General features: G+C 68.5%; 14 protein-coding genes. 13 read left to right on the forward strand and 1 reads right to left on the reverse strand.

Annotated features, from left to right (window positions below):
* Positions 1-18 precede the first annotated feature (18 nt).
* The 11 genes from rimP (at position 19) to truB (ending at position 11,005) form a co-directional block, all read left to right on the forward strand.
* Entirely contained in the window at positions 19-591 is a 573-nt protein-coding gene (rimP, locus tag ACFU5V_RS19785; protein WP_378431035.1) for a ribosome maturation factor RimP, read from the forward strand.
* Positions 588-1,619, forward strand: a complete 1,032-nt coding sequence (gene nusA / locus ACFU5V_RS19790; RefSeq protein WP_072937876.1) for a transcription termination factor NusA — start codon at positions 588-590, stop codon at positions 1,617-1,619. Before rimP ends, nusA begins: the two co-directional genes overlap by 4 nt.
* A 44-nt stretch (positions 1,620-1,663) precedes the next feature.
* Positions 1,664-2,017 (forward strand): YlxR family protein, encoded by a 354-nt coding sequence (locus ACFU5V_RS19795; RefSeq protein ID WP_378431037.1) that lies wholly within the window; start codon positions 1,664-1,666, stop codon positions 2,015-2,017.
* Positions 2,018-2,122: 105 nt separating this feature from the next.
* The gene (infB, locus tag ACFU5V_RS19800) at positions 2,123-5,032 is read left to right on the forward strand and encodes a translation initiation factor IF-2 (protein ID WP_378701346.1); all 2,910 of its coding nucleotides are present in this window, start codon (positions 2,123-2,125) and stop codon (positions 5,030-5,032) included.
* Between the two features lie 101 nt (positions 5,033-5,133).
* Complete coding sequence (locus tag ACFU5V_RS19805; RefSeq protein WP_015890369.1) at positions 5,134-5,424, forward strand: DUF503 domain-containing protein; 291 nt, start codon at positions 5,134-5,136, stop codon at positions 5,422-5,424.
* Between the two features lie 111 nt (positions 5,425-5,535).
* The gene (gene rbfA / locus ACFU5V_RS19810) at positions 5,536-6,024 is read left to right on the forward strand and encodes a 30S ribosome-binding factor RbfA (protein WP_015890370.1); all 489 of its coding nucleotides are present in this window, start codon (positions 5,536-5,538) and stop codon (positions 6,022-6,024) included.
* An 11-nt stretch (positions 6,025-6,035) separates the two neighbouring features.
* The gene (locus ACFU5V_RS19815) at positions 6,036-7,037 is read left to right on the forward strand and encodes a bifunctional oligoribonuclease/PAP phosphatase NrnA (protein ID WP_378431040.1); all 1,002 of its coding nucleotides are present in this window, start codon (positions 6,036-6,038) and stop codon (positions 7,035-7,037) included.
* A gap of 12 nt (positions 7,038-7,049) precedes the next feature.
* The gene (locus ACFU5V_RS19820) at positions 7,050-8,438 is read left to right on the forward strand and encodes an MATE family efflux transporter (RefSeq protein WP_378701349.1); all 1,389 of its coding nucleotides are present in this window, start codon (positions 7,050-7,052) and stop codon (positions 8,436-8,438) included.
* Between the two features lies 1 nt (position 8,439).
* Entirely contained in the window at positions 8,440-9,369 is a 930-nt protein-coding gene (locus ACFU5V_RS19825) for a metallophosphoesterase (RefSeq protein ID WP_087555737.1), read from the forward strand.
* A complete protein-coding gene (gene npt / locus ACFU5V_RS19830) occupies positions 9,366-10,049 on the forward strand; it encodes a 4'-phosphopantetheinyl transferase Npt (RefSeq protein WP_378431043.1) in 684 nt (227 codons plus the stop codon). Before ACFU5V_RS19825 ends, npt begins: the two co-directional genes overlap by 4 nt.
* A gap of 38 nt (positions 10,050-10,087) precedes the next feature.
* Positions 10,088-11,005 (forward strand): tRNA pseudouridine(55) synthase TruB, encoded by a 918-nt coding sequence (gene truB / locus ACFU5V_RS19835; RefSeq protein ID WP_378701351.1) that lies wholly within the window; start codon positions 10,088-10,090, stop codon positions 11,003-11,005.
* A gap of 4 nt (positions 11,006-11,009) precedes the next feature.
* Here the strand turns inward: truB and ACFU5V_RS19840 are convergent, their stop codons facing one another.
* The gene (locus ACFU5V_RS19840) at positions 11,010-11,723 is read right to left on the reverse strand and encodes a metal-dependent transcriptional regulator (RefSeq protein ID WP_378431045.1); all 714 of its coding nucleotides are present in this window, start codon (positions 11,721-11,723) and stop codon (positions 11,010-11,012) included.
* Between the two features lie 176 nt (positions 11,724-11,899).
* Here ACFU5V_RS19840 and ACFU5V_RS19845 point away from each other — a divergent pair, with 176 nt between their 5' ends.
* Positions 11,900-12,874, forward strand: a complete 975-nt coding sequence (locus ACFU5V_RS19845) for a bifunctional riboflavin kinase/FAD synthetase (protein WP_025432373.1) — start codon at positions 11,900-11,902, stop codon at positions 12,872-12,874.
* Positions 12,875-12,984: 110 nt separating this feature from the next.
* A complete protein-coding gene (gene rpsO / locus ACFU5V_RS19850) occupies positions 12,985-13,254 on the forward strand; it encodes a 30S ribosomal protein S15 (RefSeq protein WP_005240682.1) in 270 nt (89 codons plus the stop codon).
* Positions 13,255-13,513 lie beyond the last annotated feature (259 nt).

Consider the following 13,513-nt stretch of genomic DNA (forward strand, 5'->3'; position numbering starts at 1 on the left):
AAACGAGGAGCTTCCCCGATGCCGGTTCCATCCAAGGAGAGGGTGACGGAGCTCATCTCCGATCTGGTGCAACGCCAGGGCTACGACTTGGAGGACGTTGCGGTCACCCTCGCGGGCAGACACAGCGCGGTCCGGATCATGGTGGACAGCGACGCCGGGCTCGAACTCGACGCGGTCGCGAACCTGAGCCACGAGATCTCCGAAGTCTTCGATGCGGTGTCCGATTTCGGGGAGTCCCCGTACACGCTCGAGGTCACGTCTCCCGGCATCGACCGGCCACTCACGCACGAGCGCCACTGGCGGCGGGCCCGCGGCCGCAAGGCCCGTATCGACCTTGCGCACGAGACCGTCGTCGGCCGGATCGGAACCCTCGACGGCGACTCGGTCGCGGTGGTGATCGGCTCGCGCACCGGTCCGGACGTTCGGCGCATCGCGCTCCCGGAGATTCAAAAAGCTGTTGTGCAGGTGGAATTCTCGAAACCCGACCCGAGGGAGCTGGAACTCGCGGGCGGAATACCCGAGGGCCGCGTGGCACCCGCGGACGCAGACGCGTCGGAAGATGAAGAAGTAGTAGAGGGGTTGGACAAGTGAATATCGACATTGCGGCGCTGCGCGCCATCGAAGCCGACAAGGGCATCTCGATCGAGACCGTCATCTCGACGATCCAGACGGCGCTGCTCACCGCCTACCGGCACACCGAGGGGCATCAGCAGCACGCCCGGATCGACGTCGACACCAAGAGCGGCATCGTGCGGGTGATGGCGCACGACGTCGACTCCGACGGCAACATGGTCGGCGAGGAATGGGACGACACCCCGGAAGGGTTCGGCCGGATCGCGGCGACCACCGCGCGCCAGGTCATCCTCCAGCGGCTGCGCGACGCCGAGCACGAGCGGAGCTTCGGCGAGTACTCCACCCACGAGGGTGAGATCGTCGGCGGCGTGATCCAGCGCGACACCCGGGCGAACTCGCGCGGCATGGTCGTGGTGCGGATCGGGAGCGAGGCCAGCGGCGCCGAGGGCCTGATCCCGCCCGCCGAGCAGGTGCCCGGCGAGAACTACGAGCACGGCGAGCGGCTCAAGTGCTACGTCGTCGGTGTCGCCCGCGGGCAGCGGGGGCCGCAGATCACGTTGTCGCGCACCCACCCGAATCTCGTGCGTAAACTGTTCGCGCTCGAGGTTCCGGAAATCGCGGACGGCTCGGTCGAGATCATCGCCGTGGCCCGCGAGGCAGGCCACCGGTCGAAGATCGCCGTCCAGTCGCGGGTGCAGGGGCTGAACGCGAAGGGTGCGTGCATCGGTCCGATGGGTCAGCGGGTGCGCAATGTGATGAGTGAACTCGCCGGCGAGAAGATCGACATCATCGACTTCGACGACGACCCGGCCCGGTTCGTCGGCAACGCACTGTCGCCGTCGAAAGTGGTCTCCGTCACTGTCGTGGATCCGGAGGCCCGCGCCGCGCGTGTCGTCGTCCCCGACTTCCAGCTGTCCCTCGCGATCGGCAAGGAAGGGCAAAATGCCCGTCTTGCTGCGCGCTTGACCGGGTGGCGAATCGACATCCGCAGCGACGCCGCACCCGCTCCCGAGTCGGCAGGCGGACCCGCCGCGACCAGTCGTTGAGCCGGGAATGCGGAGATCGGGGCAAGTCGGCGGTAGAGTGGTCAATGGTTCAGCATGAGCATCCCGATTCTGCGCGCGTTCCTACCGGTTCTCCGGTCCGAACATGCATAGGATGTAGGGAGCGCGCGCTGGCTGTCGATCTGCTCAGGGTTGTGGTTGGTGAGAGCGGGCCGCAAGGTCATGTTCTCGCCCCGGACCCGAGGCGCAGGCTTCCCGGTCGAGGTGCGTGGCTGCACCCCGTCGAGGTTTGCCTGAGTCTCGCGGAACGACGCCGAGCATTCGGCAGAGCGCTGCGAGTGTCCGGAAGTGTCGACACGTCAGAAGTCGACCACTGGGTACGCGCAGGGCACCCACCCAGAGCAGTACCTCTCGAACAGAACAGGCACAAGCACTCATGAGCACACCGTGAAGCACCAGCGATGATCGTCCATCGGAGATAACCCGAGGTCGTGCGGGCCCCTCTCAGGGGAGCCTCCTGCTCGACCTCATCAGTGAGGAGAGCAGTGGCAGGCAAGGCCCGCGTGCACGAGTTGGCTAAAGAACTCGGTGTCACAAGTAAAGAACTACTCGCAACGCTCAAGGAGCAGGGCGAGTTCGTGAAGTCGGCGTCCTCCACGGTGGAGGCGCCCGTAGCCCGGCGTCTGCGGGAATCCTTCCCGTCGGCGAAGTCGGCCGATTCCGCAGCCCGTCCGGCTGCCAAGCCCGGCGCGCCCGCGCCGAGTGCCCCCGCGACCTCGGCCAAGCCGGGCGGACCCCGCCCCGGCCCCAAGCCGGCAGCCCCGGCTCCGGCCGCACCCGCTGCAGCAGCCCCCGCGGCCACACCCCAGGCCCCGGCTCCGGCCGCACCCGCAGCGAGCGCAGCCACCCCGGCCGCACCGGCGAGCAACGCTCCCAAGCCCGGTCGCCCCACCCCGGCTGCCCCGGCTCCGGCAGCGCCGGCCGCCCCTGCGGCGGCCAGCACACCCGCGGCTCCGTCCACGGGCGCCAAGCCCGGCGGACCGCGTCCCGGCCCGAAGCCTCCGCGCGTCGGTAACAACCCGTACTCCTCGGCTCCCGCGGAGCGTCCGGCACCCCGGCCCGCTCCCGGCGCGCCGCGCCCGGGTGCACCCCGTCCGGCTCCCGGTCAGGGCGGTCCTCGTCCGGCACCGGGTCAGGGCGGTCCTCGTCCGGCTCCCGGTCAGGGCGGTCCTCGTCCGGCTCCCGGTCAGGGCGGTCCCCGTCCGGCACCGGGGCAGGGTGGACCCCGTCCCAGCCCCGGCTCGATGCCTCCTCGCCCGAACCCGGGCGCGATGCCCGCTCGTTCGGCACGTCCCGCTCCCGGCGGTCGTCCCGGCCGTCCCGGCGGAGCCCCCGGCGGTCGTCCCGGTGGCGGCGGCGGTGGATACCGCGGCGGCGGAGCACCCGGTGCCGGCGCAGGCGCGCCCGGTGGCGGAGCACCCGCAGGTGGTTTCCGCGGTCGTCCCGGTGGCGGCGGACGCCCCGGTCAGCGCGGTGCGGCAGCAGGTGCCTTCGGTCGTCCCGGTGGCGCCCCGCGTCGTGGTCGCAAGTCGAAGCGTCAGAAGCGCCAGGAATACGATTCCATGCAGGCGCCCGCCGTCGGCGGCGTGCGGTTGCCCCGTGGCAACGGCGAGACCATTCGCCTCGCCCGCGGTGCCTCCCTGTCGGACTTCGCGGAGAAGATCGACGCGAACCCCGCAGCGTTGGTGCAGGCACTGTTCAACCTCGGCGAGATGGTGACGGCGACCCAGTCGGTCAACGACGAGACGCTGGAACTGCTCGGCGGCGAGATGAACTACGTCGTCCAGGTCGTCAGCCCGGAGGACGAGGACCGCGAGCTGCTCGACAGCTTCGACCTCACCTACGGCGAGGACGAAGGCGGCGAAGAGGACCTCGAGTCCCGGCCGCCGGTGGTCACCGTCATGGGCCACGTCGACCACGGTAAGACCCGACTGCTCGACACGATCCGCAAGGCCAACGTCCGTGAGGGCGAGGCCGGTGGCATCACGCAGCACATCGGTGCCTACCAGGTGCTGACCGAGCTCGACGGCAACGAGCGTCTCGTGACGTTCATCGACACCCCCGGTCACGAGGCCTTCACGGCCATGCGTGCCCGTGGTGCCAAGGCCACCGACCTCGCGATCCTGGTCGTCGCCGCCGACGACGGCGTCATGCCGCAGACGGTGGAAGCGATCAACCACGCCCAGGCGGCCGACGTGCCGATCGTGGTCGCGGTGAACAAGATCGACAAGGAAGGCGCGAACCCGGACAAGATCCGGCAGCAGCTCACCGAGTACGGACTGGTCACCGAGGAATACGGCGGAGACACCATGTTCGTCGACATCTCGGCGAAGCAGGGCACCAACATCGACGCGCTGCTCGAAGCAGTGCTGTTGACGGCGGACGCCGCCCTCGACCTGCGGGCCAACCCGGACATGGACGCTCAGGGTGTCGCCATCGAGGCGCACCTCGACCGTGGACGCGGCCCCGTCGCGACCGTGCTCATCCAGCGCGGAACGCTGCGGGTCGGCGACTCGATCGTGGCCGGCGACGCATACGGACGTGTGCGCCGCATGGTCGACGAGCACGGCGACGACGTGCTCGAGGCCCTGCCCTCACGTCCCGTCCAGGTGGTCGGTTTCACGTCTGTCCCCGGTGCAGGCGACAACCTGCTCGTGGTCGACGAGGACCGCATCGCTCGTCAGATCGCCGACCGGCGCAATGCGCGGAAGCGCAACGCCCTGGCCGCGAAGAGCCGCAAGCGCATCAGCCTCGAGGACCTGGATTCGGCACTCAAGGAGACGTCGCAGCTCAACCTCATCCTCAAGGGCGACAACTCGGGAACCGTGGAGGCCTTGGAAGAGGCCCTGCACGGCATCGAGATCGACGACGAGGTGCAGTTGCGGGTCATCGACCGCGGTGTCGGTGGCGTCACCGAGACCAACGTCAACCTGGCCGCTGCGTCGAACGCGATCATCATCGGGTTCAACGTCCGCGCCGAGGGCAAGGCGACCGAGTTGGCGAACCGCGAGGGCGTCGACATCCGGTACTACTCGGTGATCTACCAGGCCATCGACGAGGTCGAGAAGGCTCTCAAGGGCATGCTCAAGCCGATCTACGAAGAGGTCGAACTGGGCAAGGCAGAGATCCGCGCGATGTTCCGTTCGTCCAAGGTCGGCAACATCGCCGGTTGCCTCGTCACCTCGGGTACCATCCGTCGCAATGCGAAGGCCCGGCTGCTGCGTGACAACACGGTTGTCGCCGAGACCGTCACCATCTCCTCGCTGAAGCGGGAGAAGGAAGACGCCGTCGAGGTACGCGAGGGTTACGAGTGCGGTTTGACGCTCACCTACTCCGACATCAAGGTCGGTGACGTCATCGAGGCCTACGAGCTTCGGGAAAAGCCGCGCGACTAGTCGCCATCCGTTTGGGGTGACGCAGCAGCGTCATCCGGCGTGCGCTTCCTCGGCCGACTCGATCGGCCGGGGGAGCGCACGTCTCCCCGAAGGAGGAAAGTTTGTACGTCGGTGCGCTCGAGCTCGACATCTTGCTCGGTGACGTGCGATCTCTCAAAGAGAAGCGTGCAATGGTCAAACCGGTTCTGGCGGAGCTGCGACGCTACGGCGTCTCGGCGGCGGAGACCGGGGAACAGGATCGGTACCGCCGGTCGATGCTCGGCGTCACGATGGCGAGTTCGGCGGTCGATCACGTACACGAGGTGCTCGACACGTGCGAACGGCACGTCGCCGGGATGCCGGAACTGCAACTCCTTGCGGTCCGGCGAAGGATTTTCGGCCCCGAGGACTGATTCGGGGCGCCCTGCCCGCCCGCCGCGTCCGCGGCCCGGCGTGCAGAATGAACTACAGCTACACGCAACTTCACAACTTATCGAGCGGCCAGGGAGAGGAGTCTGATTGTCATGGTGGATCCCGCCCGGGCACGCAAACTCGCCAAGCGCATCGGCACAATCGTCGCGACGGCGATCGATCACGAGATCAAGGACCCTCGCCTGGCGTTCGTCACGATCACCGACACCAAGGTGACGGCCGACCTTCACGACGCCACCGTCTACTACACCGTGATGGGCGCCGACCTGGAATCCGAACCGGATCTCGTGTCCGCGGCTGCGGGACTGGAGAAGGCGAAGGGCGTTCTGCGTTCGAAGGTGGGTGCAGGCACCGGAGTCCGGTTCACGCCGACGCTGACGTTCGTCGCGGACACGGTTCCCGACACGGCGCGGCACATGGAGGAACTCCTCGCCCGCGCTCGCGCCGCCGACGACGAGGTCGCGCGAGTCGCGGCCGGTGCGTCCCCCGCGGGTGACCCCGACCCGTACAAGGAACCCCGAGTCGAGGACGCGGACGACGCCGAAGTCGACGAGCCGTCCCGGTCCCGCCAGGCGGACTGACACGAACCGACATGACCCACACTCAGGAGACGTCCCTGTCTGATCTCGATCGTCACGAGGTGTTTCTGCCGCAGGCGGTCGCCGTTCTCGAGAACGCGACGTCGGTGACGATTCTGTGTCACGTCCAACCCGATGCCGACACGATCGGCAGTGGACTCGCCCTGGCATTGGTGCTCGAGCGCAAGGGGATTCCGGTGCAGGTGGCGTTCGGCGCGCCCGACGAACTGCCGGAGTCGATGCGCGAACTGCCGGGCACGCACCTGCTGGTGCCCGCGGACCAGGTGCGCCGCAACGTCGATCTGCTCGTGACCGTGGACTGCGGCAGCGCCGGACGTCTCGGGAAGCTCGCCGACCGGCTCGCGCACGCGGGGGAGACCCTCGTCATCGATCACCACCGGTCCAACACCCGGTTCGGTCGCATGAACCTGATCGACGAGTCGGCGGAGTCGACGACCGCTGTCGTGGCGCAGATGTTCGACGTGTGGGGTGTGGACATCGACACCGACCTCGCGCACTGCCTGTACGCGGGTCTCGTGACCGACACCGGTTCGTTCCGCTGGGTGCAGCCGGGCACGCACACTCTCGCGGAGCGGCTCCTCGCCACCGGGATCGACGGTGCCCGCATCGCCCGCCGTCTGCTCGACACCCATCCGTTCGGGTGGCTGCCGATGCTGTCCTCGGTGCTCGGATCGGCGACGCTCCTCCCCGAGGCGGCCGGTGGGCGCGGACTCGTCTACGCCGTCATCCGGCAGGCCTACGTCGGGGATCTGCGCTCGGAGGAGATCGAGAGCGTCATCGACATCGTCCGGACGACGTCCGAGGCCGAGGTCGCGGCCGTCCTCAAGGAGGCGGCCGACGGCACGTATTCGGTGTCGCTGCGGTCGAAGTCCGACGTGGACGTCTCGATCGTCGCCGGGTACCTCGGCGGCGGCGGTCACCGGTTCGCTGCCGGCTACACGGCCGTGAACTCTGCGGACGAGATCGTGACCGCGCTCGTCGAATCGCTCGGCTGAGGTCCGAAATCGTTGGCTGAGGTGTCGGAAGTCACGGGCGACGCGACCGCCCGGACGGTGTTCGGGCTGGCGTTGCCGGCGCTCGGTGTGCTCGCGGCCGAACCGATCTATCTGCTCTTCGACATCGCTGTCGTCGGCCGGCTGGGTGCGCTGGCGCTCGCGGGCCTTGCCGTCGGCGGCCTCATTCTCGCCCAGGTCAGCACCCAGCTGACGTTCCTGTCCTACGGCACGACGGCGCGCGCGTCCCGCATGCACGGCGCCGGGGACGAGCGCGGCGCGGTCCGGGAAGGAGTGCAGGCCACATGGCTGGCACTGGGCATCGGCGCGCTGGTGATCGCGCTGGTCCACCTGTTCGGAGGCCCGGTCACGTCGGCGATCGCGGGCGGCTCCGACATCGCGGCGGCCGCCGGAAGCTGGTTGCGGATCGCGGTGTTCGGCGCCCCGCTGATCCTCGTCGCGATGGCGGGCAACGGGTGGATGCGTGGTGTGCAGAACACGGTGCGGCCCCTGCGATTCGTGATCGCCGGTCTCGTCGTGTCGGCCGTGACCTGCCCGGTGCTGGTGCACGGATTGTGGGGCGCGCCGCGGCTGGAACTCGAGGGTTCGGCGGTCGCGAACGTGATCGGGCAGGCCGTGTCCGCGAGCCTGTTCGTCGGGGCGCTGGTGGTCGAGCGGGTGCCGTTGCGACCGCGGTGGCACGTCATGCGCGCCCAGATGGTTCTCGGCCGGGACCTGATCCTGCGGAGCCTGGCGTTCCAGGCGTGCTTCCTGTCCGCCGCCGCCGTCGCGTCCCGGTTCGGCGCCGCAGCGGTCGCAGCCCACCAGGTGGTGCTGCAGCTGTGGAACCTCGTGGCCCTCACCCTCGACTCCCTGGCAATCGCCGCACAGGCACTCGTCGGTGCCGCGCTGGGCGCCGGGCACGCCCACGGTGCCACGCGACTGTCGTGGCGCATCACCCGATGGTCCACGATCTTCGCGACCGGACTCGCCCTGATCTTCGCCCTCGGTCACGGCGTGATCCCCGCACTGTTCACCTCCGACCGGGCCGTACTCGACGAGATGGCGGTGGCCTGGTGGTTCTTCGTAGCGATCATGCCGGTGGCCGGCGTCGTGTTCGCGCTCGACGGCGTGCTGCTCGGGGCCGGGGACGTCGCCTTCCTCCGGAACGCCACGCTGTCCTGCGCGCTGGCCGGGTTCCTGCCGCTGATCTGGCTGTCGATGCTGAACGACTGGGGCCTGGCGGGAATCTGGACGGGGCTCACGGTGTTCTTGATACTTCGGATGCTTGCGGTCGTGTGGCGGGTCGGATCGGGCCGCTGGGCAGTGGTGGGGGCCGACCTGCAGGCACGGCACGGATCGGACAGCGATCCGGCGGCGGAGCACGATCGGAAAGGTGGTTGACGTGGCACCCAAACTGATGGCGGTGAGCGACACCCATGTGGGGCACCGGGGAAACCGCCCGATCACCGAGGACATCTACCCGGACTCGCCCGAGGACTGGCTGATCGTCGCCGGGGACGTCTCCGAGAAGACGGACGACATCCGGTGGGCGCTGAAACTTCTGCGCAGTCGTTTCGCGCAGGTCATCTGGGTTCCCGGCAACCACGAACTGTGGACGACGGCGAAGGACCCGGTGCAGATCCACGGCGCCGCCCGCTACGACTACCTCGTCACCATGTGCCGCGAGATCGGGGTCATCACCCCCGAGGACCCGTTCCCGGTGTGGGAGGCGGAGGACGGCCCGGTCACGCTGGTCCCGATGTTCCTGCTGTACGACTACACGTTCCTGCCCGACGGCGCCACCACCAAGGAGGAAGGCCTCGCGATCGCGCGGGAGAAGAACGTGGTGGCCACGGACGAGTTCCTGCTGTCGAGCGAACCGTACGGAACCCGGGACGCCTGGTGCCGCAACCGTGTCGAGACGACGAAGGCCCGGCTGGACGCCCTCCCCGCCGGCACCCGCACTGTCCTGATCAACCACTTCCCGTTGGTGCGTCAGCCCACGCAGGTGCTGTGGTACCCGGAGTTCTCGCTGTGGTGCGGCACCGAACTGACCGCGGACTGGCACACCCGGTACAACGCCGTCTGCGCCGTGTACGGGCATCTGCACATTCCGCGCACCACCTACTACGACGGGGTGCGGTTCGAGGAGGTGTCGCTGGGCTACCCGCGGGAGTGGCAGCGGCGGGGACTCCCGGACAATTTGCTGCGGCAGATCCTCCCGGTGCCGGAGTATCCGCCGGGCACGCTGAACAAGTGGGGCGGCCACTTCAAGGTCACTCCCGAACAGGAAGCCGAAGTGGAGAAGATGCGGGCGAGGGGGGCCCTGTGATCGAGAGAATTCTGCCGGCCGGGGTGGTGTCCTCGGAACTGTTCGAGGACCCGGCGGGGCTGCGTCCGCACCCGCAGGAGGAGGCGCTGATCGGGCGGGCGGTGGAGAAGCGGCGACGCGAATTCACCACCGCGCGGCACTGCGCCCGCCTGGCGATGACGAAGCTGGGTGTGGACCAGGCCCCTGTTCTGCGGGGCGACAAGGGTTCCCCGGTGTGGCCGCGCGGCGTGGTCGGGAGCCTCACCCACTGCGACGGGTACCGAGGCGCGGCGCTCGGCTACGCGATGCAGGTGCGGTCCGTCGGCATCGACGCCGAACCGCACGACGCGCTGCCCGACGGGGTGCTGGACGCGGTGAGCCTGCCCGCCGAGCGCGACTGGCTGTCGGGTGCGGCGGACTCCGGGCAGTGGCGCTCGGCCACCGGCGGTCCGGTGCACCGGGACAGGCTGCTGTTCTGCGCCAAGGAAGCCACGTACAAGGCGTGGTTCCCGCTCACCGGCCGGTGGCTCGGGTTCGAGGACGCGCACATCACGTTCGAGGCGTCCGGCGACGGCACCGGCACGTTCCATTCGGATCTCCTCATCTCCGGGGAGACCGTCGACGGACCACCGCTGGCGTCGTTCGACGGCCGGTGGATGGTGTCCGACGGCCTCATCATCACCGCCATTGCGGTGCACTGATTTCGGTGCCGTGACGGCGGCTGGCAGAATCGGGCCTCGTGTCTGCACGTGAAAAGCCTTCTTCCGGTCTCGTCGGCGCCGGACTGCTCATCGTCGACAAGGACGCGGGCGTCACCAGCCACGATGTGGTGGCCCGGTGCCGCAAGCTGCTCGGCACCCGGAAGGTCGGCCACGCGGGCACTCTGGACCCGATGGCCACCGGGGTGCTGGTGCTCGGTGTGGAGCGGGCGACGAAGCTGCTGGGGCTTCTCGCGCTGACCACCAAGGCGTACACGGCCACGATCCGGTTGGGGCAGGCCACCACCACCGACGACGCCGAGGGGGACGTCGTCGCCTCGGCCGATGCGTCCGGGGTGAGGCACGAGGAGATCGCCGCACAGGTGCGCACCCTCACCGGGGACATCCAGCAGATCCCGTCGAGCGTCAGTGCCATCAAGGTGGACGGCCGGCGGGCGCACGCGCTGATCCGCGCCGGTGAGGAGTTCGAACTCGCGCCCCGGTCGGTCACGGTGTCCCGGTTCGAGGTGACCGCGAGGCGCACCGAGGGCACGTTCGTCGACCTCGACGTCGAGGTGGAATGTTCGTCCGGAACCTATGTGCGGGCGCTCGCACGTGATCTGGGGATCGCGTTGATCGGTGTCGGCGGGCACCTCACGTCGCTGCGCCGGACCCGAGTGGGACCGTTCACCCTCGAACACGCGCGCACGCTGGAACAGCTGGCCGAGGAGCCGGGCGTCAGCCTCGACATCGACGCCGCCGCGCAGACCGCGTTCCCGCACCGGCAGATCGACGCCGACGAGGCCGAGGCGATCAGTCAGGGCCGCTGGCTGGAGCCGATCGGCATCAAGGGCGTCTACGCCGCCATCGATCCGAGCGGGCACACCATCGCGCTGCTCCAGGAGCGGGGAAAGCGGGCGAGTTCGGTGATGGTGGTCCGTCCCGCGACCCTGAGGTAGCGGCTCACACCAGCCAGATGGCCTGGGCCGCGGGGTTTCCGAGCTCGACGGTGTCATCCTGGGCGCCGATCCGCACCGACACGGTGCCGGCGTAGTCGCGTCGCTCCAGCACCGTCACCGTCACGTCCAGTGCCACACCCACCGAATCGAAGTACCGCAGCATGGCCGGGTCGGAGTCGGAGATGCGGGCGATGCGGCCACTCTCGCCGTTGACGAAGTCGCTGAGCTGACGTGCCGGGGGAGTGGGCACCGACCCGTCGACCGCGGGAATCGGATCACCGTGCGGATCGCGTTCGGGATGGCCGAGCTTGGCGTCCATCCGGGAGATCATCAGATCCGAGACGGCGTGCTCGAGCACCTCCGCCTCGTCGTGCACCTCGTCCCAGCCGTAGCCGAGTTCGTGCACCAGGTACGTCTCGATGAGGCGGTGCCTGCGGACCATTCCGACGGCCGCGACGCGCCCCGCCTCGGTCAGGGCGATCGACCCGTAGCGGGCGTGATCGACGAGGCCCTGATCGGACAGTTTCCGGATGGCCTCCGACACGGTCGACGCGGACACCCCGATCTTCTCGGAGAGCAGTTTCGTGGAGACCCGCTCCTGCGACCACTCCTGAACGGTCCAGATGACCTTCAGGTAGTCCTGCGCCACTGCCGAGAGCGCCCCGGTCTCGGAGGTCGAGTCCTCGGTCACGCTCTGGTCATTCTTGTTCACGGCCACGCCAACGAGCTTAGGCAAGTCTTACCGGCGAGACACATCGACACACCTGATCGATCCCCGGGGGACGTCACCGGCGACGGCGAACCGCGAGGTCGTGACGTTTCCCCGCCACGCCGGACCGCCGGACGACCGGTCCGAAGATGAACATCGGCGCGCGGCACCGTAGGCTGCCACTCGTGCTGAGATGGCGTGGTCTCGACGAGGTTCCTGCCGATTGGGGTCGTTGTGTTCTTACGATCGGCGTATTCGATGGCGTGCACCGAGGTCACGCCCAATTGATCAGTCGAGCGGTGGCGGCTGCCCGCACGCGTGGAATACCCAGCGTGCTCATGACTTTCGATCCCCATCCGATGGAAGTGGTTCGACCGGGCAGTCATCCCGCCCAGCTCACGACGCTCGCCCGCCGGGCGGAGCTCGCGGAGGAGCTGGGCATCGACGTGTTCTGCGTCATGCCGTTCACCGCCGAATTCATGAAGCTGACGCCGGAGCGGTACGCCCACGAGATTCTCGTGGAGCGCCTGCACGTGGCCGACGTCGTCGTCGGTGAGAATTTCACGTTCGGCAAGAAGGCCGCGGGCAACGTCGACCTGCTGCGGCAGATCGGCGACCGGTTCGGGTTCGCGGTCGACGGTGTGACATTGCTCGCGGAGCACGCAGTCACGTTCTCGTCCACCTACATCCGCTCCTGCGTGGACGCCGGTGACATGGCCGCCGCGACGGAGGCGCTCGGCCGCCCGCACCGTGTCGAGGGCGTCGTCGTCCACGGCGACGGTCGCGGACGCCAGCTCGGCTACCCGACCGCGAACGTCGCGCCGCCGATGTACGCCGCGATTCCCGCGGACGGCGTGTACGCCGCCTGGTTCACCGTGCTCGGGCACGGAGTCGACCTGGGCACCGTCACGTCCGGCGAGCGGTACATGGCTGCCGTGTCGGTGGGCACCAACCCGACGTTCTCCGGGCGGACGCGCACCGTGGAGGCCTTCGTCCTCGATCGGGAAGCCGACCTGTACGGCCAGCACGTGGCCGTCGACCTCGTCGAGCGTCTCCGTGGGATGGAGAAGTTCGATTCCGTGGACGACCTGATCGTCGCGATGGGCAAGGACGCCGAGCGTGCGCGCGCGATCCTCGCGGCCTCGGAGGACGTGCGGTAAAGCACGTGCATTTCAGCTGGTAAAGTTGACCGCTGGCGTGCGCTGCGGTTCGCGGCGGCCGCGCCGAGTTTCGATCCTTGCACGCGAACGTCATCACCAGGAGTGAACCAGTGGCATTGACCACCGAAGAGAAGAAGCAGGTCCTGAGCGAGTACGGCCTGCACGAGACCGACACCGGTTCGCCGGAGGCGCAGGTGGCCATGCTCACCAAGCGCATCGTCGATCTCACCGAACACCTCAAGATGCACAAGCACGACCACCACTCCCGCCGCGGCCTCCTGCTGCTGGTCGGACGCCGTCGTCGTCTGCTCAAGTACGTCCAGAAGGTCGACATCGAGCGTTACCGCTCGCTGATCGAGCGTCTCGGCCTGCGTCGCTGAGTTTCGCAACATCGCGATCATTTCGATCGCAAATCACTCCGGTAGCCGGCGGGGCCTTGCTTAGACTGGGCCTCGCTGGCTATCGGTGTTAGCTGCCGAGGGCAGCACTACCGTATGCACCCGAGAATGTGGTGTCGGTCTTCGGTAGTGGTCTTCCGGACACGGTCCGGCGGACTTCGATCGACGGCCGCCTCCGCACAGTGACATCCCGAGAACTCGAGAGGGGGATGTCCCTCAGGTGCGCAGTTCTCGCCAGGAG

This window comes from Rhodococcus sp. NPDC057529 (assembly GCF_042802055.1).
GTDB lineage: Bacteria > Actinomycetota > Actinomycetes > Mycobacteriales > Mycobacteriaceae > Rhodococcus_F.